The organism is Halostella sp. PRR32 (assembly GCF_034808085.1).
In the GTDB taxonomy this organism is placed as follows: Archaea; Halobacteriota; Halobacteria; order Halobacteriales; family Natronoarchaeaceae; genus Halostella; species Halostella pelagica.
Window position 1 is genome coordinate 737,441 of record NZ_JAXHGL010000001.1, and the last position, 23,233, is coordinate 760,673.

At 56.3% G+C, this 23,233-nt stretch carries 27 protein-coding genes; 12 read left to right on the forward strand and 15 right to left on the reverse strand.

Annotated features, from left to right (window positions below; genetic code table 11):
* Window positions 1-18: 18 nt before the first annotated feature.
* Window positions 19-1,089 (forward strand): aminotransferase class I/II-fold pyridoxal phosphate-dependent enzyme, encoded by a 1,071-nt coding sequence (locus SM753_RS03865; RefSeq protein ID WP_323190617.1) that lies wholly within the window; start codon window positions 19-21, stop codon window positions 1,087-1,089.
* 61 nt (window positions 1,090-1,150) lie between these two features.
* Here the strand turns inward: SM753_RS03865 and SM753_RS03870 are convergent, their stop codons facing one another.
* Entirely contained in the window at window positions 1,151-1,612 is a 462-nt protein-coding gene (locus tag SM753_RS03870; RefSeq protein WP_323190618.1) for a hypothetical protein, read from the reverse strand.
* A 192-nt stretch (window positions 1,613-1,804) separates the two neighbouring features.
* On the opposite strand from SM753_RS03870, the gene SM753_RS03875 reads away from it, so the two are divergent.
* The 6 genes from SM753_RS03875 to SM753_RS03900 all read left to right on the forward strand — a co-directional run bounded on the left by SM753_RS03875 (window position 1,805) and on the right by SM753_RS03900 (window position 6,541).
* Window positions 1,805-2,182: a translation initiation factor IF-5A gene (locus SM753_RS03875; RefSeq protein ID WP_135534724.1), complete on the forward strand. Its 378-nt coding sequence runs from the start codon at window positions 1,805-1,807 to the stop codon at window positions 2,180-2,182.
* Window positions 2,182-2,979: an agmatinase gene (gene speB / locus SM753_RS03880; RefSeq protein ID WP_323190619.1), complete on the forward strand. Its 798-nt coding sequence runs from the start codon at window positions 2,182-2,184 to the stop codon at window positions 2,977-2,979. The genes SM753_RS03875 and speB overlap by 1 nt, the downstream gene beginning before the upstream one ends.
* 69 nt (window positions 2,980-3,048) lie before the next feature.
* Window positions 3,049-3,945, forward strand: coding sequence for a hypothetical protein (locus SM753_RS03885; protein WP_323190620.1), 897 nt, complete (start codon window positions 3,049-3,051; stop codon window positions 3,943-3,945).
* 178 nt (window positions 3,946-4,123) lie between these two features.
* Window positions 4,124-4,891, forward strand: a complete 768-nt coding sequence (locus tag SM753_RS03890) for a Nif3-like dinuclear metal center hexameric protein (protein ID WP_323190621.1) — start codon at window positions 4,124-4,126, stop codon at window positions 4,889-4,891.
* A gap of 112 nt (window positions 4,892-5,003) precedes the next feature.
* The gene (locus tag SM753_RS03895; RefSeq protein WP_323190622.1) at window positions 5,004-6,026 is read left to right on the forward strand and encodes a deoxyhypusine synthase; all 1,023 of its coding nucleotides are present in this window, start codon (window positions 5,004-5,006) and stop codon (window positions 6,024-6,026) included.
* Window positions 6,027-6,136: 110 nt separating this feature from the next.
* Window positions 6,137-6,541, forward strand: coding sequence for a DUF4112 domain-containing protein (locus SM753_RS03900; RefSeq protein ID WP_323190623.1), 405 nt, complete (start codon window positions 6,137-6,139; stop codon window positions 6,539-6,541).
* 27 nt (window positions 6,542-6,568) lie between these two features.
* Here the strand turns inward: SM753_RS03900 and SM753_RS03905 are convergent, their stop codons facing one another.
* The 11 genes from SM753_RS03905 to SM753_RS03955 all read right to left on the reverse strand — a co-directional run bounded on the left by SM753_RS03905 (window position 6,569) and on the right by SM753_RS03955 (window position 16,400).
* Complete coding sequence (locus SM753_RS03905) at window positions 6,569-7,261, reverse strand: glycosyltransferase (protein WP_323190624.1); 693 nt, start codon at window positions 7,259-7,261, stop codon at window positions 6,569-6,571.
* Between the two features lie 1,201 nt (window positions 7,262-8,462).
* Window positions 8,463-8,675 (reverse strand): hypothetical protein, encoded by a 213-nt coding sequence (locus SM753_RS03910; RefSeq protein ID WP_323190625.1) that lies wholly within the window; start codon window positions 8,673-8,675, stop codon window positions 8,463-8,465.
* A 4-nt stretch (window positions 8,676-8,679) separates the two neighbouring features.
* Window positions 8,680-8,889 carry a hypothetical protein gene (locus SM753_RS03915; protein WP_323190626.1) on the reverse strand — a complete coding sequence of 70 codons (210 nt, stop codon included), beginning with the start codon at window positions 8,887-8,889 and terminating at the stop codon, window positions 8,680-8,682.
* Window positions 8,890-9,119: 230 nt separating this feature from the next.
* Window positions 9,120-9,551 (reverse strand): hypothetical protein, encoded by a 432-nt coding sequence (locus tag SM753_RS03920; RefSeq protein WP_323190627.1) that lies wholly within the window; start codon window positions 9,549-9,551, stop codon window positions 9,120-9,122.
* A gap of 303 nt (window positions 9,552-9,854) precedes the next feature.
* Entirely contained in the window at window positions 9,855-10,169 is a 315-nt protein-coding gene (locus SM753_RS03925) for a hypothetical protein (protein ID WP_323190628.1), read from the reverse strand.
* A 13-nt stretch (window positions 10,170-10,182) separates the two neighbouring features.
* Window positions 10,183-11,118 (reverse strand): site-specific tyrosine recombinase/integron integrase, encoded by a 936-nt coding sequence (gene xerA, locus SM753_RS03930; RefSeq protein WP_369335321.1) that lies wholly within the window; start codon window positions 11,116-11,118, stop codon window positions 10,183-10,185.
* Between the two features lies 1 nt (window position 11,119).
* Window positions 11,120-11,629 (reverse strand): hypothetical protein, encoded by a 510-nt coding sequence (locus tag SM753_RS03935; RefSeq protein WP_323190630.1) that lies wholly within the window; start codon window positions 11,627-11,629, stop codon window positions 11,120-11,122.
* Between the two features lie 108 nt (window positions 11,630-11,737).
* A complete protein-coding gene (locus SM753_RS03940; protein WP_323190631.1) occupies window positions 11,738-11,941 on the reverse strand; it encodes a hypothetical protein in 204 nt (67 codons plus the stop codon).
* Between the two features lie 151 nt (window positions 11,942-12,092).
* A complete protein-coding gene (locus tag SM753_RS03945) occupies window positions 12,093-14,627 on the reverse strand; it encodes a DEAD/DEAH box helicase (protein WP_323190632.1) in 2,535 nt (844 codons plus the stop codon).
* On the reverse strand, window positions 14,624-15,595 hold the full coding sequence (locus SM753_RS03950) for a DUF1837 domain-containing protein (protein WP_138797871.1): 972 nt from the start codon (window positions 15,593-15,595) through the stop codon (window positions 14,624-14,626). The genes SM753_RS03945 and SM753_RS03950 overlap by 4 nt, the downstream gene beginning before the upstream one ends.
* 94 nt (window positions 15,596-15,689) lie before the next feature.
* Window positions 15,690-16,400: a hypothetical protein gene (locus tag SM753_RS03955; RefSeq protein WP_323190633.1), complete on the reverse strand. Its 711-nt coding sequence runs from the start codon at window positions 16,398-16,400 to the stop codon at window positions 15,690-15,692.
* Window positions 16,401-16,495: 95 nt separating this feature from the next.
* On the opposite strand from SM753_RS03955, the gene SM753_RS03960 reads away from it, so the two are divergent.
* Window positions 16,496-17,206 carry a hypothetical protein gene (locus tag SM753_RS03960; protein ID WP_138798661.1) on the forward strand — a complete coding sequence of 237 codons (711 nt, stop codon included), beginning with the start codon at window positions 16,496-16,498 and terminating at the stop codon, window positions 17,204-17,206.
* A 189-nt stretch (window positions 17,207-17,395) separates the two neighbouring features.
* Here SM753_RS03960 and SM753_RS03965 read toward each other — a convergent pair whose 3' ends face one another.
* Complete coding sequence (locus tag SM753_RS03965) at window positions 17,396-18,082, reverse strand: hypothetical protein (RefSeq protein WP_323190634.1); 687 nt, start codon at window positions 18,080-18,082, stop codon at window positions 17,396-17,398.
* Between the two features lie 262 nt (window positions 18,083-18,344).
* Window positions 18,345-18,917, reverse strand: coding sequence for a hypothetical protein (locus SM753_RS03970; protein WP_323190635.1), 573 nt, complete (start codon window positions 18,915-18,917; stop codon window positions 18,345-18,347).
* A 367-nt stretch (window positions 18,918-19,284) separates the two neighbouring features.
* Between SM753_RS03970 and SM753_RS03975 the strand changes: the two genes are divergently transcribed.
* The 4 genes from SM753_RS03975 to heR all read left to right on the forward strand — a co-directional run bounded on the left by SM753_RS03975 (window position 19,285) and on the right by heR (window position 22,486).
* Window positions 19,285-19,593, forward strand: a complete 309-nt coding sequence (locus SM753_RS03975; RefSeq protein WP_135535887.1) for an SDR family oxidoreductase — start codon at window positions 19,285-19,287, stop codon at window positions 19,591-19,593.
* Window positions 19,594-19,714: 121 nt separating this feature from the next.
* Window positions 19,715-20,206 (forward strand): DUF3592 domain-containing protein, encoded by a 492-nt coding sequence (locus SM753_RS03980; RefSeq protein WP_168192979.1) that lies wholly within the window; start codon window positions 19,715-19,717, stop codon window positions 20,204-20,206.
* A gap of 430 nt (window positions 20,207-20,636) precedes the next feature.
* Entirely contained in the window at window positions 20,637-21,164 is a 528-nt protein-coding gene (locus SM753_RS03985) for a hypothetical protein (RefSeq protein WP_138797876.1), read from the forward strand.
* A 581-nt stretch (window positions 21,165-21,745) separates the two neighbouring features.
* On the forward strand, window positions 21,746-22,486 hold the full coding sequence (heR, locus tag SM753_RS03990; RefSeq protein WP_323190806.1) for a heliorhodopsin HeR: 741 nt from the start codon (window positions 21,746-21,748) through the stop codon (window positions 22,484-22,486).
* 204 nt (window positions 22,487-22,690) lie between these two features.
* Here heR and SM753_RS03995 read toward each other — a convergent pair whose 3' ends face one another.
* A complete protein-coding gene (locus SM753_RS03995; RefSeq protein WP_323190636.1) occupies window positions 22,691-23,155 on the reverse strand; it encodes a DoxX family protein in 465 nt (154 codons plus the stop codon).
* Between the last annotated feature and the right edge of the window lie 78 nt (window positions 23,156-23,233).

A 23,233-nucleotide genomic window follows, 5' to 3' on the forward strand; every position in this document is an offset into this window, starting at 1 on the left:
CGCTCGCTATCGACCACTATGAACGTCGCCGACTTCGGTCTGGAGCGGTGGTTCGCCGAACACGAACACGAAGCCGATATCATGCTCGCTGAAAGCGGCATCCGTAGCCTCGACGCTGACCGGTTCGACACCGACCCCGGCGAACTCGGCTACGTCATCCCGACCAACGGCGACCCCGAGTTCCGCGCCGAGGTCGCACGGCGGTACGACCGCACCGCCGACGAGGTGCTTTTCACCTGCGGCGCGCAGGAGGCGAACTTCCTCACCTTCCTCTCTCTGCTCGACGAGGGCGACCACGCCGTCGTCGTGACGCCGACGTACCAGGCGCTCCACGCCGTCCCCGAAGCCGTGGCCGAGGTGACGCGCGTCCCTCTCTCGTCGCCGGAGTGGGAACTCGATATCGATGCGGTAGCGGACGCCGTCCGCGAGGACACCGAGGTGATCGTCGTCAACAACCCGAACAACCCGACGGGACAGTATCACTCCGAAGAGAATATCCGCGCGCTCTACGACCTCGCCGAGGACGCGGACGCCTACCTGCTCTGCGACGAGGTGTATCGCCTCCTTGCCGAGAAACCGATCCCGCCGGTCGCCAGCATGGGCAAGCGCGGCATCAGCACGTCTAGCACGACGAAGTCCCACGGCCTCGCCGGCCTCCGGTTCGGCTGGGCCGTCCTTCCCGAGGAACTGGTCGAAACGGCGTGGAACTGGAAGGATTACACGACTATCTCGCCCTCCGTCTTCGGCCAGCACGTCGCGAAGCAGGCGCTAGGCGGTCAGGAGAACCGAATTCTCCGCGAGAACCGAGAGCACGCGAGACGGAACCGAGAGCAAGTCCGCGACTTCGTCGGCGACCACGGCCTGGACTGGCACGACCCGGTCGGCGTCAACGGGTTCGTTACGGTACCGGAGGGGTTCGCGGACGCACGGGATTTCTGCACCGCCGTCGTCGAGGAGGAGAGCGTCGTCCTCGCGCCCGGCGACCTGTTCGGCCATCCGAACCGCTTCCGGATCGGCTTCGGCCTGCCCCGGGACGAACTGACTGAGGGGCTGGAGCGCGTCGGGCGAGTTATCGAGCGTCGGAGCTGAGTGTGTGCGGCGGGTCCGCCGGATCCGCCGGGTCCCCCGGATTGGACCGGCCCGGTTCGGGTCAACAGGGCTGTCGCTCGGCGACGACCACTTCGACTCCGTCGGTCGGTTCGACGTTGACGTTCACGCCGGTCACGTCTTCGACTGACTCCGGGATGTCCCACGTCACTGTCTCCGACCCGGCGTCGCCGGCGTCGACCTCGACGGTGTACGCTCCGCCAGCGTTCACGACGTTCTTCCGCCGGTCCCGCTCGTCCGGTTCGAGAGAGACGGCGGCCGAGAACGGTTCGTCGCCGTCCGGGCCGCGAACGGTCACGGTTATCTCCCGGCTCTCGTCGCCGTCGTTGCGCACGCAGACGTAGAAGTCGCCGTGGTCAGGGTCCGAGATGGGGGGGACGCCAGTCGTCTGTACGGGGGTGGGTTCCGTCGAGTCGTCGCCGCTCAGACAGCCGGACGAAAGGACGACGCAGGCGGCGGTCGCCCGAAGCGCTCGGCGACGCGAAAGGGAACGAGAACTATCCATACAATTCCATCATGCAGTCGGGGAAAAAAGGTGTCGGCGAGTGATTCCGTCCCGACGCCGCCCGGAGCGGGAGAACGGAACTGCGCAACTCCGCCCAGAACTGATTGCGGCGTCATTCGGCGGATTTAGCCCCGGAGAGACCGGTTACACGCTTCCAAATCGTTTATACTGTTACGTTGATTAAGCCGCCCTATGGCGAAACAGCAGAAGCAAGTTCGCGACCTTCAGGAAGGCAACTACGTGATGATCGAGGACACGCCGTGCCAGATCAATGCGTACAGCACGGCGAAACCGGGCAAGCACGGTAGCGCCAAGGCACGTATCGAGGCCGAAGGCGTGTTCGACGGGAAGAAGCGCTCGCTGTCGCAGCCGGTCGACGCGAAGGTATGGGTCCCGATCATCGAGCGAAAGCAGGGGCAGGTCGTCAGCGTCGAGTCGCCCACCGTCGCCCAGGTGATGGACCTCGAAACGTACGAGACGATCACGATCAGCACGCCCGAGGACGCTGACCTCTCGCCGGACGACGACATCGAATACCTGGAGATGGAAGAGCAGCGCAAGATCATATAATGTTTCCCGGAGCCCGCGCCGACCGCGACGACGCGTCGTACGTGGTCGTCGGGGCTCCGCTTGACGTCTCGACGACGTTCCAGCCGGGCGCACGATTCGGCCCGGACCGCGTGCGACGCTTCGCGGAAACGTACGACGACTTCGACCGTCGAACCGACCTCCGTTTCTCGGAACTCTCAGTTCACGACCACGGCGACGTCCGCGCGTGGGACGACGCCGCCGAGTACCTGGAGTATCTCGAAGGGGTCCTGACCGACGCGGTGTGGGACGGAGCCGTCCCGCTCACGATCGGCGGGGAACACACCGTCTCGGTCGCCGGCGTCAGGGCCGTCGACCCCGACGCCGTCGTCGTCCTCGACGCACATCTTGACCTGCGGGAGGAGTACGACGGCAACGAGTTGAGCCACGCCACGGCGACCCGGCACGCGTTAGACGTGGCCGACGAAGCCGTGATACTGGGCGCTCGCACCGGAAGCGAGGCCGAGTGGGAGCGCGCCGACGCGGACGACGTGACCGTCGTCCCGCCTGCAGACGTGTCCGACTGGACGCCGGATTTCGACGACGAATCCGTCTATCTCAGCGTCGACGTAGACGGTGCCGACCCGGGGTACGCCCCCGGCACCGGCACGATGGAACCGTTCGGACTGCGCCCCCACGAGATGCGCGACGCCGTCCGCGCCGTTGCCCCGCACGCCGACGGGTTCGACGTGGTCGAGGTGAACGACCGCGACGACGGCCAGGCCGCGGCGCTCGCCGGCAAACTCCTCCGCGAGTTCGTCTACGAGCACGCTCGGTAGTCAGTGCTGTCCGTCGAGCGTCGACCGCCAGGGGGAGGTTTTTACCGCGTCGCGGTGAGTGTTGGAAGCATGACCCTCTCGTCGTGTTACTTCTGCGGGACCGCGATCGAGGAACCGCTCTCCGAGTATCCCGTCGTCCCTGACGCCTTCGCACCGTCTCCCGAGGAACAGGGGACCGTCGTCCTCTGTCCCTCCTGTCACCGAAAGCTCTCCCGCGTGATGGACCACGTCGTTACCGCCGTCGACGACCGACAGCAGCGTCTCGACCGGACAGCAGGGTCGGTCGAATCCGACCGTGCAACGGCGTCGAACGACGCGGACGCCGCATCGCCGTCCGCGGACTCGGCGGCAGACGCGGCCGGAACGTCGGACGGACTCGGCGTGGACGACCCGCCGTCCATCGACGACGACGTGGCCGAGGGCCTGCTGGGAACGGAGTCGTCGAGCGACGCCGGCGAGTCGGCCGATACCGATCCCTCGGACGAACCGCGTGAGAACACTGATCCGACACACGCGGACGAAACGAGCGAGCCGACCGGTCGGGCACACGCCGACGAGACTGAGGTGTCCGTCGAGGTAGAAACGCCGGACGAGACGCCCGGCGAACCGCAGGCTGACGACGGGATAACCGTCGACGATGGGGGCGCGTCGGGCGAACGCGCCGGTGACGCCGGTGGCGGGGAGTCGAACGGCGACAGCGCCGGTGGTCCCGGAACAACTGGCGGCAGCGCCGACGATTCGGGGACGAGCGCCGCGGGGAGCAGTAACGGCCCGCCGCAGGCGACGTACAACCGCGTCGTGCGCCTGCTCCAGAACCGCGAGTTCCCGGTCGAACGGGGAGAGATAGCGACCGTCGCATCGAACGCCTACGAGATACCGCCGGAGGACTTCGACGCCGTCATCGAAACCGCCGTCGACCGCGGCGTGTTGGTCGAAGACGGGCAGTACCTGAAGCAACCGGAGTAGCGCGCCTGACGGGGGCGACGGCCCGCCTCGTAGGGACTGTTGTAACTCCGCCTCGCGATGTCGCCGGTCCCGTGTCGGCGAACTGCCGAACTGACGTACAACGTCCCCATCAGAGGAAAGCAAGCGGCCGAAGCAAGAGAGCGCAACGCATACGGTGCGGCCGGCGGTACGGCTTCCCATGGACCTCTCCGAGTTCTGCGAGCGCTTCGACGACCGACTGCGAACCGAGGAGTACGCCGACCTCGACGCCGCCGCGAACGGCCTGCAGGTGGGCCCCGACGAAGCGTCCGTCGAGCGTGCCGTCTTCGCCGTCGACGCCGCCACCGAAACTATCGAGGCCGCGTCCGAGGCGGACGCGGACGTGCTCGTGACCCACCACGGCGTCTCCTGGGGCGGGTTCGACCGCGTCACCGGGCGCAAGTTCGACCGCATCGCCCCGCTCATCGAGAACGATATCGCGCTGTACGCCGTCCACCTGCCGCTCGACGGCCATACGGAACTGGGCAACGCGGCCGGCGTCGCAGACCGCCTGGAACTGACCGACCGCGAGCGATTCGCCGAGGTCGGACCGGAGTACATCGGCCTGCGGGGGACGGCGTCCGAGCCGTTCACCGCCGACACTCTCGGTGAGAGGTTGGGCGACGCACTGGACACCGGCGGACAGGACGTTCAGGTGCTCGACTTCGGCCCGGAACCGATCGAAGACATCGCAGTCGTGACAGGTAGCGGCACGGACTGGATCGCCGAGGCTGACGAGAAAGGCGTCGACGCGCTCGTGACCGGAGAAGGCAAGCAGAAGGCCTACCACGAGGCGCGGGAGGCCGGAATCACGCTCGTTCTGGCGGGGCACTACGCCACCGAGACGTTCGGCGTCCGGTCGCTCAAGTCGGCGGCCGAGGAGTGGGGACTGGAGACGGAGTACGTCGACCGCCCGACTGGCCTGTGACGTCGCGGTAACCGGTCCGGCTGGACTGTGACACTGCGGTAACTGGTCCGGCTGGCCGCGCTGGCGAGCGGTGATCGCGGCGTTCAAACCCCTGGCACGCGCAGGCGAACACATGTCCGAGGACCACGAGCCGGCGGAGGACCACGAGCCGGAGCGCGAGGAGTTCTCTCACGACCCTGTCGCCCACGCGGCGGTCCGGGCGGGGATGACAGTCGACGAACTCGTCGGGGAGTACGGCGACGCCGGGATCGGCGCGACGGATATGCACGAGGCCGTCGACGTGTACGCGGAGATGATCGGCGACGACGACGTGACCAACTTCTTCGGCCTCGCCGGCGCGATGGTGCCCGCCGGGATGCGCCGCATCGTCGCCGACCTGATACGGGACGGCCACATTGACGCGCTGGTGACGACCGGTGCGAACCTCACCCACGACGCTATCGAGGCTATCGGCGGGAAGCACCACCACGGGCAGGTCCACGGCGAGGGGACCGAACGCGAACACGACGAACAGCTCCGGGACGAGGGCGTGGATCGCATCTACAACGTCTATCTTCCCCAGGAGCATTTCGCGCTGTTCGAGGACCACCTTCGCTCGCGCGTGTTCCCCGAGTGCGAGGGCGTGGTGAGCATTCAGCGACTCACCGAGGAACTCGGCCGGGCGAACGCCGCCGTCAACGAGGCCGAGGACGTCGACGAACGGCCGGGTATCGCCGCGACCGCGTACGAACACGACGTGCCGATCTACTGTCCCGCGGTCCAGGATTCCGTGCTCGGCCTCCAGGCGTGGATGTACTCCCAGACGAACGAGTTCTCGCTGGACGCGCTCGCCGACATGACGCCGCTGACCGACAAGGCGTTCGACGCCGAGAAGGCCGGCGCGATGGTCGTCGGCGGCGGCGTCCCCAAGAACTTCGTCCTCCAGACGATGCTCGTCGCGCCAGGCGCATACGACTACGCTGTGCAACTGACGATGGACCAGCCGAACACCGGCGGCCTCTCCGGTGCGACGCTCGACGAGGCGCGGTCGTGGGGGAAAATAGAGAGAGCGGGGCGCAACGCGAGCGTCTACGCCGACGCAACGATCACCCTGCCGCTGGTTGTTGCCGCCGCCCGCGAACGGGTCGGCGAGTAGGACTGGACCAGCCGCCAGCGCCGGTGTTCCGGGCTGACGACCAGTCAAGCCCGGAAACCGTTCGGTTCGCTCATACGGGTACCTATCCCGCTCGCCGTCGAACCACTGGTATGGCACAGTTCGACTTCGACGACCCGACCGCCGGTCTGTCGTCCGACGCCGACCGGACGCTCGTCGGCGACGAGGGGGCGGCGATACAACGGATGCGAGCGGTGAGTACGGTTCTCGACGACGCTATCAGGGTCCCCGGAACCGACTTCCGCGTCGGCCTCGACCCGCTCGTCGGAATCCTTCCCGTCGCCGGTGATTCGGTGATGTTCGTGGTTTCGATGTACATCGTCCTCGAAGCGGCCAACCTCGGGGTTCCCGCACCGGTCGTCGCAAGGATGGTCGCGAACATCGCCATCGACGCGGTGGTTGGCTCGGTCCCGCTACTCGGGACGCTGTTCGACGCCGCGTGGAAGGCGAACCGCCGGAACGTCCGCCTCGTCGAGGAACACGTCGACGCGGTGTAACGGACCCGCCGGTCAAGACGCTCGCGGTTAGTAGTCCGTCGTCACCCGACCCCAGTCGAGCCGCAAGTAGTGATACAGCGTTCCGGTCAGTCCCACGTCCGCGATCCGCCGGCCCGAACTCTCGACCAGCACTCTCGGACAGTACCCCGTCTCGGCGACCCTGCCGAGGCGACGACTGAACGCCGTGTCCTCGTTCGGTACGTCCGGAAATCCTCCTGCGTCGCGGTACGCCTCTCGATGCACGAAACAGTTGAATCCCGGCAGGACCGGGCGCAGAAGACGCGGGAAAACGTAGTTTATCGTCCACTCCATCGGCTTCGCCCGCCGCGGTCCGGTCAGTCGACAGCGCGAGGACGCTCCGTCGAGTCCCTCGCGTTCGACGAAGCCGAGCATCGCGTCGAGATACTCCGGGCGGACGACGGTGTCGGCGTCGACGAACGCGAGCCAGTCGCCGCGAGCGTGGGTTGCTCCCAGGTCGCGAGCGGGTCCGATCCCCCGCCCGTTCTGATGGTAGACGCGAGCGCCCTTCGCTTCGGCCACGTCGACGGTGCAGTCATTGCTCTCTCCGTCGACGACGACGACCTCGTACGGTTCGTCGGTCTCTAACTCGCGGATGCTCGCGAGCGTCGCGGGAAGGTAGTCGGCCTCGTTGCGCGCCGGGACGACGAAACTCGCCGTCGGGGCGCAGTCACTCGCCGTCGAGGCCCGTTCGTCGGCCATCGTTCGTCACTGCATCGGAGACGCTGTTAGTTCTTGCGTCGCTCCGGCTCTACCGCCGTCGGGTCCGGCGGCAGCCGCACCGACACGAAAGATTATTATATATGGCGGGGAAGGGGTACGTATCCGATGACGCTGTTCGTACCCGTACGCGCCTGATTCTTTCGACCGTCGTCCAGTGCCGCGACCGCTCCGATTCGACTCACCTTCGATGTACACCAAAACCACGCGATCCGATTCAAGCACAGACTCCGAAACGCCGTCGTCCTCGACTCCCTCACCCGACGCTTCGACACTCGACGGGTCACCCGAAACTCGCTCCGCAAGCGACGACGCACCTGCGACGTTTTCACCGTTTCGCACGTCGAGACTGCCGAATACGACGGACGAAGACAACCAGGCGCTGCCGGACCCCGCCGACGCCTCGTCGGAACCGTGATAACGCGCAGGGCCGTACGTCCGCCCGGCCGATGACGAGGGCACCGGACCGAGTCGGGGTGGCACCCGGCGGTGACGAACCCTATGAGTGCCGAGGCCACCTATTACCGACTCTTCGTTTCGCTCGTTCATCGGAGAACGATAGGTTGCAGACAGCGCACAAGTGAGTGCTGAGACTGAACCATTACTAAGAATCCCTCCCATAATACCGTACAAAAAACCTGCAGAGCGGTCAGCTACTTTTTATTAAATATCATGTTAGTATAAAAATCCAATATACTCTCCATCGGGAAAATTCACCTATAGAGTCGTTCTTGATATATTCGTGAACATATATGAATTCAATTTGCCCCTGAAAACCATGGTTTTCTATCGCCGTTCTTCCCCGTGTCCCATTGGTTTGTCGGGGGTATACAACCGAACCTTGTCGAATTCTTCGTCTATTAACATTTGAGCTGCCAAACCAACGACCTCAGCGTCTGTTTGCTCAATCTGGCGTTCTGGTCGGTCCGTTTTGCTGGCGATTCGACGCCTCGTTTCGTCCATAATATTCGAGATGGTGCCGTTCTCGAAGTCCACCTCTCGCAGCTCTATCCACCCCTGTTCGACGCCCGTATCGATACCGACATTAGACGTTGTGTACCCAGCTGGTCCGGGCGTCACCTCTTCACACACCTTCGGAGGGATAGTGAGTACGACTTCATTCTTCCTAGCTGACCGACTAAGAGTCTGATATTTCTCATGATTCATAATATTTTAACTATAGTCACTCGTCGACGAGCTTCGTGATTAGATGCGGACCCTCATACGCCTCCAAAATTCCGTCAGAGTCATCGAGGTTAGGAGTCGTCGGCTGGCTTAGTTCCCAGTGTATCCAGTCCTCAAATCCTTTCTCGATACATTCGACCACGTCGCCGCCTTCAATGATTCCAAGGTCGTGTAGTTCGCCAGCGTGGTACATCTGAAAGAGAATCCTCATCGGTTTACTCCACGTCCTCTGCCAGCGGAACGGCGTTGATGTAGTGGTTATTGAATGCTCGCCTCAGGTGTTCTTCGTCGTCCAAATTGTATGCTCCCTTCACCGTCTCTTCAAGCTCGCCAGTCGGGTCCTTGACTAACTCTCCATCAACGATCTTCCCGAGGACGTCCCAGCCGTCTCGGTCCTCATTGAGTCCCAGAAAGAGTAATGCCACGTCGAATCACCGTACTCGATAATCGCTCTGTTCCATCATAAGACTCCCGAGCATCGGACTGCTTCAGCCTCTCTCGGTCTAAGACGGCGTTGAGGCCCATGCTGAGGCTACAGGGAACGGCTTTACTACCAATCGAACATTCTACTATCCTCTTCGGTCACAAAGCTGCTTCTGGAGCAGAGACGCACACTTGAGAACTGCGTATTCTGAAATTTGGATTGGCAAATCAGTTAACTGGTGTTGAGGTCAGTCCAAAGGAGTGGTTCGGGGTTCTCTGGGCCGCTACTGCTCAGGAACGCAAGCTTGATGCCCTCAAATTTAGCGCCGTAGACATCCTTTATTATGGCTTCTAAGACCTCCATGTGGTCATCTACTGGTGATTCAGGATTCTGATGAGCAGTCACGGTAGAGGACTCATCGATAGTCTCCTCAAATGTAATCTCGAGTTCGTAATTCTGGATAATTTGATGGAGGGGTTCTCGCTGTGGAGCATTGAGGCCCGTGATGTTATGTTCATTTGGATAGCTCTGATACACGCCCTCCTGGGATTGGAACTGAATTTCGAGGAACGTTTGGTAGTCTCGGGAGTATAGCTCCTGAACGAGCGTCTTGATGCGGTTTCGTTTATCTTCGACCGTCGGCCGGTTATTCTTCGCCGTCATGCGAATTCCTCTCCACCGCCACCATACTTGAAACTTTTTTGTTATATTGGGTTTTCATACATAACCATATGCAAATTATGGATTGCATTCTCGGCCGTTCGGTTCTCGTCTACATTACTCGGTTAATTGGGGCTATGCTCGATGATGGAAATTCTGAATTCGCGAAGGGAATCGACATCTGACCTAGTGTCCGTTATCAGGAACAGATAGCCGGTTCAAGATTATTGAGGGAAGAATCTATTCAATTCACTCAGAAATGCGTGAGCAGTTGAGCAACAGCGACCAGCGTACAGTCTGAGGGATTCAGAGTTGGGTATCGAGCCCGGAATCCTGAACCCAGTCCCGATATGCTTCGTCGCTCAGGTCTTCAACAATTCGCTGGGGCTCCTCGCTATCGTAGCCGGCCACCACATACCCATTCGAATACGAGGCAGTCAGATACCGGAGTAGTTCTCGTCCGTCAGTGTACTCGCTGATGATTGGGTCGCGCTCGTCTTGAATCCGGTCTCGGAGAGATTCTGCTGTTGGTGTCTCGCCCGATACCTCGCCCTCAATGGAAACACGAGCTACCTCCTCAGGGTCCTCCCACGGGTTTCTGTAAATGATGACTTCGACCATCTGTCCGTCCTCGTTAGAGACCGATTTCCTGGATGCAGTTCAGGTACCCTTCTTTCGCTTCGTCTCGGTCAACACGAGTGTAGATATCCATTGTCTCGGTCTTAGCGTCCCCACGAATGTATTTCAGAATGTACGGCTTCATTCCCTGTTTCCGTATTAGCGTCGTGAACACCGTGCGGAACGTGTGGGGTGTGAATTTCTTCTCGAACCGTCGTTCTTCTTTGGGAGCGACGCCGGCGCGGTCGGCTGCGGCTTTCACTTCCCGTCGAATCCGCTCTTTCGAGAGCCGTCCTCCTTTGTTGCTCGTGAAGAGATATGACGAATCTGAATCGGCGTTAACGAACTGATAGCGTTTGATTGCGTAGATGGTCTCGTCATCGGTTGGGACGACAGTCTGTTTGCCGCCCTTGCGCTCTCGGAGTCGAATGAATCCCTTCTCGAGGTCGACATCGTCCTCTTCGATGGAGAGGACTTCCAGCAGTCGAGCGCCAGTCTTTGCGAGGATGATGGTGATAGTCTTGTCTCGGGGGTCTGGGATAGCGTTGATGAGTTTGCAGGCATTCTCCCACGTCGCACAGTCAGGCCGGTCAGGACGAATCCGGGGGATCTCCTCCATCACGACAGCAGCGGGATTACTGGTGATGCCCTCAAACTGCGGTCGCTTCATCGTATAGCCGTAGAAGCTGGAGAGAACTTCTAGGTACTTCTTTTTCGAGTTCTGGGAGACGCCGCGTTCCGTGAGCGCCATCAGATAGTCCCCAACGTGTCGAATCTCGATTTTATCGGGCGAGAGGTCTGGGAACTGGTCGTGAAAGAACTCACGCAGGATGCGACTGTACGAGTTGAGCGTTCTTTCGCTCCGACCAGTCGCGTGCTTTCGAGTGATGAAGTAGTTGACCTCGTCGTGCTTGTTGTCGTAGACTTTCGAGGAACCGGGTTCGGCTCCCATGTTAGTTCCCCTCCTTGAGCCGCCAGCCGTGTCCACACTGAAATTCAACCTGTCCGTTCTCGGCTAAGGCGTACAGCCGGTTCTCGATTTGTCGTTGGAGGTGTTGGGCGACATCGTCACTAGCAGAAACGCGCTCTATGAGTTCGTCTAGTGATTGGTACTGCTGGTCCAGTACCCGAGTGACGAGGTCATCGATATTGAGGTGGGTTCGACCACCGCCGCCTTGTCGAGCCTCTTCAAGTTGCGTTTGGAGGTCGTCGATTTTGTTTTGGAGTTGCTTGACTGTCTGGTCCTGTGTTTGGATGAAGGGTGCGCCGCTGTCCCAATACATCCGGGCTTCCTGAATTAGGTCGTAGAGGTACCGGCTGAGGCTGGACCCTTCGTGTTCGGCTTCTTCCCACCATTCCTCTTTGTGCTGTTTGGCGGGGAAGAGTTCGGCTCTGGTCGTATTCTTGTGGAGCGTTTGGAAGTCCCGTTCGTCGCTGGGGCTGTCCACAGATGTCTCTGTCATACTAGAACCTCCGAATAGTCATTAGGTTGTTAGGTTAATGATATTACCGGTAAAAACGCGGTTTATGTCCCGGTTTCGGAGGAAAACGATGTTTCGGACTTCGCCGTCTCAGTCGTCGTTATGTCTCTGCCAGCGAGCTTCTTGAACGAGTTCGACCAGATAGCGACTCAGGCTGATTCCTTGTTCGTCGGTCTCTTGCTGCCATTGGCCTTTGTGCTGGCGGTGACAGTAGATATCTACGCTGGTCATCCCCTCGCCCAATCCCTTGTTGTCGTCCATCGGTCGACGGGGCGCTAATGGTGCATCAGTCATCGAGAATCGTCATTTAATTGCATGGCTATCAGGATATCAATGATACTGAATTGTTTATTTCGTGGTCTGTAATTATATTCAGCCCTGTCGGTGGTGGATGCACGAATTCCTGACCATCGGTATGCGAGATTCGTATCTCAGAAACAGAGAATTATTCTTTTGTGTTTTCCTCTTTGGGAATCACGCCATTTCTGAGGAGGTGTCTTCGATACACTGGTGAATGCTGACTCATCTGTTCGCGGAGAGATGAGCGAAGTTCATCTTCGTCATCAGACTCTGGTACATCTAAGTCTAAGGCAATCGAACGGTCAATCCCCAGATCCATAAGTTGGAGTCGACCAGAGTCGTACGATCCGCGTTCTAGCCGTTTATCAAAGTTCAGCATAAAGTAGTTCTCATAGTCGTCAATCTCTCCTAGAATATCACATAGGATTTTATAATATTTTACTAGCACATAGCGAACGTCAGTATTAATTATTCTCATTAGTTCTTTGATGACTGAATTTATGTTGTCCTGCTCAAGTGCCTGCTTTCGCAATTCAATCATCTCACTATAGTTCCGCTCACTCAACCAATGATATGCTGTATATGAAAGATGATTGAAATTATATGCGCGGGTTTCTTCAGCTGGTGTTGATTCAATTCCCTCCTCTGGATCAGCAACAAAATTGAAGATAATGTTTAGTCTTCGAGTGACTTGGAAGAAAGTTTCTCTGAGGTTATTAGTTTCCACTTCCCAAGGGCTTGTACTCGACAGGACATTCTCATACAATCTATTCTGTAGAACTGGATCGACTGTAGGATTCTTTTTGAGAATCTTCTCAGGAATCCCAAGCTTGGGAAGTCCTGAATCGAGCTTACTGACAATCTCTTCTGCTTCCCGTTCCTGAACCCCCTTTTGTCTAAGGTATGGCTTGACAGATTCTCGATCCTTGATATACCGATTTCGGAGTAGAATAGTAGTATATCTGAGCCCAGCGTCGTCGATTTCATTTGTGTTAGCTGTGGCTATTTTCTCACGTAGTTCGTCTTGCTTTTCCAAAAGGGCACTAGAAGTGGCTGATGTCACTTCCTTTTCAACTGTTTTGTCAAGCTTCCCCTCAGACCACTCATCATCTTCTCTGTCAATATAATAGATTGTCCCATAGAGTTTACTTCCGACTCGACCTACTCGACCAATGAGATTCTGCAGCTCGAAATCGGAGAGCGTTTTGTTTCTCCCCATCCCTGGATCAATTATGTACATCTTCTCTGCCGGGAGGTTCACTCCTTGTAGAAGCGTAGATGTGCATGCAATGGTGTCTAATTCTTCATTTCGGTATAGATTCTCGATCTCATCCCGAGCAATCTGAGGTACGCTAGCATGATGGAACGCTACACCACGCTGGATTGTGTCGACCAGTGCGTACTCCTTGTGAATCGAACGGCGGAGATATTCGAGAAGTCCTTCTGTTTCAGGGCTTGATTGGTTCGAGCGAGACTCAGCAATCCCTTCGGCCATATTTTCTGCTGCTGCCTGTGATTTCGCGTATACCAGTGATTGATCCTCGCGACCGAATGTCTCTATGAACTTCCTTATCGTCTGCTTTTTGTTAGTTTTTATAGTACTGTAACTTAGCCCAGTCGGTCGATCCACTTCGAGATTTAGGATACTTCCAGAAGCACTCTTTACCTCTACATCGATAACGTCGGAATATTTACGAAATGTAAATCGCGCTTGGAGCTGGAAGACAGGATTAAAGATCGTCTTAATGTCCGACGCATCCCCGTGGACAATCTCTTCGAGGGAACTTGACGGATTATCAATAAACGGACCTGCAGCGATAATTTGTGCATTTTGCCAAACTGACTCTAAGTTTTCAAGGACATTTTCGAATAGTGGTCCTCTTCCTCCGTCTTCCAATTGTTGTATTTCATCAAGGAAAATCAAATCAATATCTACCTTGTCAGATTGCTCGTAATCAAATAATTGGAGACATCGCTCTGGAGTCAGTACGAGTAAAAAACTCTCGCCTGCGTCATCCAAGTGAGCGTTTGTTCGAACGTCTATCTGATCGCCGATTTCCTCTCTGAAGTCTGCACTAACTTCTGAAATCAATGCTCTCGAAGGAACCAAATATATTGCCTGGAAAGTGTCATCATTAGTAACGCGGTGCTCAATATATCGGCGCATCAAGAACGATTTGCCAGAAGAAGTCGGACCTGAGAAAACAACATACTTTTTGTCGAGATTGTTCCAAATCTGTTGCTGGAACCGAGTGAGCACAGTTCCGTCATCCAACCTATGGTACTCTTCTGCAGCGTCTAACTCGGCATCTAGAAGAGTTCCTTCAAAGTCCTGAATAGAGTCGACATCTTCTTTGGCAGTACCATCTGTAAGCGATTGAGCACTGGGTAGACTCCCTAAGCGTGACAGAACCGTATAGAGAAATTTGCGATACAACTGTCTCTGACCCTCATCTTGAGTGATATACAATAGAACTGCTGTGGCTAACGCCTTTTTTTGATGTTCATCATCGGGACTTCCAGCTAATACTGAACTCGCCCAAGCCGCTTTTTTCAATTCTTTATCACCAAGCTCTGGCGCGTACTCACTACCAATATCAGAGTAAAAGACGTGTTTTGTGAGCTCATCTAGTGTATGATTGAGAAAGTCAGCATCTGCAGCAGCATCATAAGTGCTCATGCGCTTCCCTCCTCAGCTTCCGACTTTTCATCGGCGTCCGCTTCTCTGTCGAATAGGTGTCTTAGCCCAGGATCAATAGACACGAGCATTCGCTCACGAAAATCGTCCAGGCTGGGGACCGGCAAAAAGAGGAACAACAGATATGCCCGCCTTAGCCTGTCTGTTCCGTTGCCTACCTGTGTCTGAGTTTTCGACAGTGGGTCGATGTCCTCTAAGCGACTTTTGATTTCCTCTCTGATCTTTTCATTATCTTTAGTAACATCTTCTACAGACCCCAAATCCCCATCCTCATAACATATAAATACGGGGTGTAGGATTGGGTATTGTCCTGGATCACTAACAAGAACCTCAGCCAAATAATCGAACTGCTCTGGCTCAAGGTTGTTAGTAAGATTCTTAGGAGCGACATTTAGTTCTTGAGTGAGATACGTTTTCGACTGCTCCTCATGAAATTCTGAAATGCTGCTTACAGCTTCCCGAATCCCGTCTGTGATATTCCCATAAACTTTGGCTTCACCGATGCCGATACATTCCTCATCTTTGAATTCTCCGAAGAAAAGGTTGTCACACCCATAAACCTCGTGACTGTAGCTTTGCTTATTCGATATTTTGTGTGATATCATCGGTATATCAAGGAACCCATCCGTAAGAAGAAATAGTAAGAATTCTCCAAGCGTCCCATCTTGGCGAAATTGCTTACCAATCCCAGCCATTTCTTGAGCTTTTATACTTGGAGACTTGCCGCTTTTTCGCAGACGTTCAACCTCTTTTTTAGAGAATACATAGTAGGCAAATCGATTCCGCAAGAATTTGCCTAACCCATCGAATGCGAATCCGGCTGGCTGTACCTGTACACAGTAATTTGTTAGGTGAATATTATCAACCTCATCAGTGTCGACTTCATAGACATATTCTCCGAGAGAATCCTGGTCAATTACTGTAGCTTTGGACCAGTCGAATCCGCCCATGTATCTGTCACTCTGTGCTACGGAATTACTTAATCCTTTATGATAGTTGAAAAGTAGCAGTGATAATTCGATTTCAGTTTATCGAGGGTGCAAGTCACACTGGTTGTGTTTCCTCTACTGCATCCGCTAAATCATCAAGAAACTCCGAGTTGTACTCCTCCTCGGTGTGGTTCACATTCCACAGCCCGGATTTTTGGATTTTCTTGCTCCGGCTATGGTAACCGAGCCAATCATCTGAGCGAGCGTCAACGGCCTCTCGCTGGTAGTTACTGAGGAGCGCAATCGTGTTTCGTTCGATGTAGGCCCGTTCACTCTCGGCGCTTGGCTCGTCGTCAACGTTCAACCAGAGGAACGGCAGGTCCCGAAGATAGTCGCTTACTCGCCGCTCCATCTCGAGTTCATCAAGTCGGCGTTCCCGCTTCGCGCTTGAGCCCTTGCCCCAATGAGGATACTCACCATTCAGGGAATCACGCTCAACGAACGCTTCGCCGACTCGTTTCCGGAAGACGGAGCCTCGGTGGTTCCCGCCGCCTTCGTAGGTTCCCCGCTTTGCTCCGCGATGTGTTCTGAGTCGGTCCCAGAGCGAGGTACTGCTTCCCTCGGAGACTGCGTGAGTCCCGATGCGAGTAATCCGAAGCTGGTCGCCGGCGTCGCGGTGTTCGCCTGATGCAAAGAAGAAGTAGACGCCTCTGTCGGGCCAGTCCATATAGCCGGTACAGTCCTTGAGCTTCTGTTTCCCGCCGACGGTCTGCTCTAACTCGTCAAGGAGTTCATAGAGTCGGGTAATATCCTCACGTCGTGCCATCGTTGTTGCTTAGCATATGATTCTCAGGTACGTCCACAAAGAGTTTCGTTCTCTGAGTAGTCATTCAGAATAAGAATACACAAATGGGATTGGATGTGCTCATTATCTCACCTTGTTCAGGAACGAAGCGATTTGATGCTGTTATTGGTCCCGAAGAGATAGACTCGCGGGAGCGGACAGAGTTACTGACCGAGCATCCTAATTCAGTCGCTTCGGCGGCTGAGATGTACACGGGACGCGAGCACGAGCATATCGAATCAGCTGTACAAGAGCTTTCGGAGTTCGCTAATGTGGATTGGCGTATCATCTCTGCCGGGTTTGGTGTCCTCTCTGCTGGAACAGAGATTCCGTCCTATGAATGTACATTCAGCGAGATTGAGCAGGTTCGTCAACGGGCAGAACGGATGAACCTCGACGTAGATACGATGACCAACAACGAGTTAGTAGCGGCTGTTGGCCGGGAGAAGAATATCCCTCAGGACCTCCGGCAAATCCTTGCCAAAGGCTACGACTTGGTCTTCGTCGCATTGGGGACGAAGTATCTAATTGCTGCTCAGGAGGCGTTGACATCGTTGCCCAAAGAGACGACTGCATTCGCATTCGCGTCCAAGGGGAGCAAGGAGTTCATCGGGGATTGCTATTGGATTCCTGCAACCGAGTCTGAGCGGAGCCAACTCGTGACAACGTGGCTTGAACTACGAGGGAGAGAATTGCTCACTTTAGCCGAGAATATCGAGAGTCAGCAGCACCTCGAACAGATACGAGAGAATCCCAAAAGCGCACGAGAACTAAGCACTCCGAATTAATTGATATCGGACCAGAACACAATCACTATCTCTCTTCCTTGTACGTCATCGTACTCTGGGTTGAATTCTTTCGGAAGCTGAGGTGGATTCTCCCCGCATCTTTGGCGGTGAGTGGTGCGACTATCGCATTCAAAATATCGTCTACCCATTCTTCCTGATTACCAGAGTCCACGGACAGCCCACCTGGACTCATAGTGACGCGATGAGCTGAAGCGTGAAGCCTCCCATCAGAACAAAAGCACCCTGTGTTCTAATCCAAGTTAGGTGGCGCTCCAGTCTCTCAATCTCCTCGCCAAGCCATTGATAGAATAGAGTTTGTTGAGCAACCCAATCGTAATCTTCACCGCCGAATACTGCTTCCTCTAAGGAATACTCATCAGGGTCCATGTTCTGAGTTCGTTCTATTGGTGTTTCTGCCTCTTCTGTAGATTTGTACAGGACAAGTATCCCTTTCTCTGAACTACGTCCCTGTCCTGGCGGAAAAACTCTCTTCACATAGACTTCCTGGGATTGGTCTCGGAGGTTCTCTCCCCAGTAGGACTCAATGAGTTTTTCAAGCACTTCAAAAAGTTCAGTTGAATCGTCATTACGGGTCGCATGTCCAACTTGGAATAGCTGGTTTCGAACTTCTCTTAATTTGTTTGGTGTAGTTAGATACTGTCGGACAGCTAGGTCAGGAAGTGCAAGAAGGAGAGCACCAATGATATCGATAGTTAATCCGACAGCGATGACTGTTGGTTTATCGATTCTGTCTTGGCTGAAAGCAAGAACTATGCCTAGAAAAAAGATAGCGAACGGGAACAAGAGATAGTTCAGAAGTGGAACGTCCTCAAACAAGGGCTTACGCTGTTCCTCAATAGGGAGGCTCGTCGACATAATCAGAGTCTCGATACTCTGGATATATTAGATATGCTAAACAGCTCCACTTTCGAGCGTGGGTCAGAGATTTACACGCGGCTTTTGTTTGGTAGAGTATGTCCTACGGAAATCGTTCAGTTTGGCGTGAGTGCCCTGAGTGCGGTGAAAAGCAGAAAGTGAAGGCAGGTCAGTGGGCTACCTGCCGAAATTGTGACGAGAGTTTTCACGCATAATAGAAGCCATTGAAGTAGTCGAACAGCACCGAGTCAATGCCCGAAATCTATTCTTGCCTGAATTCACTCAGTCGAGACCTATGGGCGTCTATCTCCTGCTGAGTGAGTTTCAGAAGCGTTTTCGAGAACAGGTGTCGCCCCGTTTCCCAATCATCCATTTCCTCTAGAAACGAGAATTCGCTTCCGTCTACTGTGTCTCCGACATGGGTGTTAAACTCAGAGACTGCTTCTTCCATGAACTCTCGTGCGTCACTGGGATTATCGGCATCGAATGCCTCGATGTTTTCTGCTTGAGAGTATAATTTCCCAGAAAGAGACTCCACTTCTCTGACCGCCGCGATACTGACTCCGCTTGGAGCTCGGCCTGCAATTCTGGCGAGTTCGTCTGAGACTGCTTCGTGTTCTTCCGCTACCTGTTTGAAACCAATATCAGATGAGGTCAGTTGCTTTTGACAATAGTGTTTGAGTCGGCTCAGTTCTTCGTTTAACTCTCGATGCCATTGGTTCGCCTCTTGCTTTTCGTCTTTCGTGGATTGTCTCCTCACTCGATATTCCGATACGAGAAAGCTGACAGCAAGACTCACACCTCCACTAAGAAGCAACGTTTCGGAAGTAGCCATGGAATCCAATTGAGATAGAATCCAAATAAATATGGGAGTGAATCAAGTGAGGATTCCGCTACAGAGGTCGCATCTCTTCGCTGTCTATCGGTTTGAGTGTGAACTAATTTTATATAAACACCTTCTTAAGTCGGTGATAATTACTGGTTCGAGTGCCGAGGCCAGCTTTCTGTCCATCCAACTTCGAGTTAGTGTGGACGAACGCAGAGAATCACGTCTGCCACGTTCTGGAAAAGTAGCCAGAGCGAACAGCGTTCACTTCGAGATGTCGTATCCGCTCGGTAGTTTCGTCCACGAAACCTCCTGACCAGTCGGGAAATTTATACTTTATCAGCTCTCCCGGCATAGACAGAGTGGAACGTAACCAATGACTGCGCTCACAGATTCAGACGCTGGGGAGACGGAACGGAAAGTTGCACTCATCACCGATGCTTCGTCGGGTATCGGGAGATCGACGGCTGAGGCACTCGTTCGGAAGGGAGTTCGTGTCGCACTCGCCGCTAGACGGAGCGACGAGCTCCAGGAACTCGAGGACCGTATTGAGTCCGAGGGTGGTACTGCACTCGTCGCTGAGACTGACGTCACCGACGAGGACCACGTACAGGAGACCATAGACCAGATAGAGGACGGATTCGGCCGCTACGTGGTCCGTCTTGGAGAACCAGTGGCGGAGTAAATATCTCGAGACGCTCGGTAAATGTACCCACTGTGAGTCGTGAGTGCTGGGGGCTCTCCACCCACATCCGTTCGAGCGCCCTGCGGTACTTATTTATCAGATGATTTCTATCAGCGAGTGTATGGACGTTCGGAACCTGGCCACGGCGCTCATCTTCTTGCTTTTCGGGCTCGGAGTTCTCGGCGGCGTCGTCTACTCCGAATATCCGAAGTACGAACAGCGGACACAGAGCGTCGCTGTCGATGCGGAAGTCCAGTCGTCGGAATTTTCTAGCTATGCTGGCGGGCCAGATTCAGCGGACCAGGAGTCTCATTCCGTCACCGTAGTGTACACGTACACGTACGAGGGCCAGAAGTACGAGAGCGACAGCGTCTTCCCCGGCGGCACGAACGCGGTCTCGTCGGGGAGCAGGGCCGAGGAGGTCGCGGGGAACTACGCCGCTGGCGACCGGATTACGGCCTACGTCCTTCCGGGCGAGCCCGAGCAGTCGTATCTGCTCGAGAAGGGGCACAACTACTGGAACTATCTGTTCGTCCTCGTCGGCGCGCTCATGGCCTTCGCCGGACTGCGGCATATGGTTCGGACGATTCGTGGTAATACACTGGATGTGTAATCCGGGCCGGTGCTGTCAGTGCGCCGCGCTGCAGTCTGGGACGAGTATCGATTTTTAGTTCCCGGACAGGTCGACTGTTTGACCTCTACCCAATACTGAAGTTTCGGAGTGAAAATATAAAGAGTGGATACAAATGGGGTTCAATAAATTCGTTTACGATCTGTTAGAGTGGCTCTGGATAGTCGTCTCTGGATTCGTCTTACTCGCTATTTACACTGGGAACGCAGAGCCGTACGTCGCTGCGTCCCAGCTTCCCGGGGGGGACGCAACGCTCCCGAATATGTACATGTTCGGGACGATTGCGCTGGTGAGTCTCGGACCCCCACTCCTTGCGAAATTGCGCAGCCGGGGTAAGTGGTCGCAGATACAGGACGAGACGTCGCTCACCCTGGAGGATGGCGTGTTCTCGGGCTCGATACACGGGCGACCGGTGCGTGCCCGCACGGAGCGACGGAAGGTCGGTGGCGACTCCAGAAGCTCGAACTACGCTACCTTCACCATCGTCGAAGCAGACCTGGAAGCGCCGACCGCCGAGAGCATGATATTTAGTGTCAAGAGCTCAGACGGTGGGTTGGCGGAGTTCGGTGAGAACATCCCCACGGAGACTACGGTCGTCGACGACGAGTTCGTGGTACTGGGCGAGCCGTCAGACACGCTCGCCAGCGAGATTCTCACGGCGCGAACCAGAGACGCGCTTCGGGCCGCCGAGGATGACAGCGTGAGCATCGGTGCTGCGGAGGAACATATGGCGGACCACATGCCCGATATGTCGGACTCGATCGTCGGGGGGCTGTTCAAGGGGAAGTTCGAGGATGAGTTCAGCAAGCAGTTCGGCGGGACGCCGACGACAGTGGCTATGAACACGAAGGGGCGGCTCGGTGACCCGGACGAACTGGACCGGCGAGCGGAAGCCGTCGCCGCCGTTGCGGACGCCTTCGAGGACGCCAGGGGTGCCTGAACCCTCGTCGGTGTCGCCACACTGCGTGACTCAGCATCCCTCGATGCCCATCGACTCCCCGAAGCGACCCTCTGTCAGTGGGCGGCGGCTGGTCCTGCGCCGCGCCGGCGTCGAGCGCGCCGTTGACCAGAACCATCTGGCTAAGCGCCTGCGCATTGCTCGATAAAGACGGGACGGTAGCACTCGTGTGAGCACTCTAGCGTTAGACGAGCCTCTTTGTGAGCGAGGCGGTGATGGAACACGGCGTCCAGATGCTGGACGAACGGTAACGGAACAAGCGGGCCCGATAGCCGTGCTAAACACAGTCACTATGGATAGATTGTGAGTCGTGAGTGCCGAGACCAGCTTTCTATCCATACAGTTGCGACGATACGTGCACGAACGTCAGGGAAGCGCATCTGCTATCTTCCGAGAGGAGACAGTTGTTAATTGAGTTCGGGTAGAGTGACTTCTGGTTCGACGACAGTCGTGACTATCCACAGGCGTATATTCCATGCTGTTCTAATTCCCTTATGTCTACGCCGAACACAACAGTTACTGGAGCGGTCCAGCAACCCTCTGCGCGGGACACCCGACTCCGGTTGTGGAACGCCGTCATGGCTGTTCTCCACTTTCTGCAGGGGCTGGCGATGGTTCTGCTTGCCGACCGGGTCCTGTGGCCGGTCACGCGCACGAGATACGGATTCGACCCCCAGACGCAGACTATCTTCCCGGAGACAGTCTCGTTCATCGATGCGAACCTCCCACTACTCGTGGCAGGGTTCCTGTTCATCTCCGCGGTCGCGCACACTGCCATTGCGACCGTGCTGTACGACCGGTACGTCGAGTATCTCGACAGGGGAATGAATCCTTACCGCTGGTACGAGTACTCCGTGAGCGCCTCATTGATGATCGTCGTGATCGCCATGCTGGCCGGCGTCTGGGACCTCGGGACGCTCGCTGCGCTGTTCGGACTCATCGCGGTGATGAATCTCGCTGGACTCCTAATGGAACAACGCAACGAGTCGACCGACGACACCGACTGGACGCCCTACTGGGTGGGGACGCTCGCCGGTCTCGTGCCCTGGGTCGTCATCGCGATCACGTTCGTCGGCACCGTGACGGCCAGCGGCAGCGAGTTTCCGGAGTTCGTGATCTACATCTACGTCTCGATTTTCATCTTCTTCAATCTCTTTGCGCTGAACATGGCACTACAGTATCTGGAAGTCTCCCGTTGGACGAATTACCTGTTCGGAGAGAAGGTCTACATCCTGCTGAGTCTGGTTGCCAAGTCCGCCCTCGCGTGGCAGGTGTACTTCGGTACGCTGAATTCCCCGATCTGAGTGTCGAAAGCGCGGGTCGTCGGGGGTGCCACTCGGCCGAACAAGTCTCAGCGTCTGCTGTCAATCAAGTCTCCAGAGCCATGCAGTCTCCGACTGGACGGGCTGGAGGACCTAACCAGAGACTCCCGTGGATAGATTGTGAGTCGTGAGTGCCGAGGCTGACTTTCAGTTTCTGGTAAAAAGAGAGACTTCGAATGGCCGCGGTCACCCTGACTGATCGTCCAGGCCGGCCAGTGCGATCGCCGTCCCGAGTAGCGCGACGTTTTTCAGAAAGTGTATCTGCTGTTGTTGCCTCTCCTGTGGATCATCGAGATTCCAGAAGTCGTGCATTACGGGCGTCACGCTCACGAAAAAGGCAGCGATGAACCCTGCGGCGAGTTTCGGAACGCGTCCCAGCACCGTCGCCACGGACCCCACGAGGAGAAACGAAGTCGTCATCGGGACCGACAGGTCGGCCATCGGCGTGCCTTTCGAGTTCGCGTACTCGATCCGCTCGTCGAGGTTCTGAACGTTGTCGAAGGCCATGACCCCGAGAACGACCCCGTACACTGCGCGCCCGAGGGAGAACAGGGATGCGTTGGTTACTGTCGATTCCGTTCCGGCGGTCGTCTCCGCTTCGGTATTGATTGTCAAGCGTTCCGTCTCTGAGTGTTCGGTGTTCCCCACCACACTCGGCCAACGGGTAGCAGACCCTTAGCTCTATGTTGGTGTCGTCGATCCGGGATCAGCGACAGGCGGAGACGACTC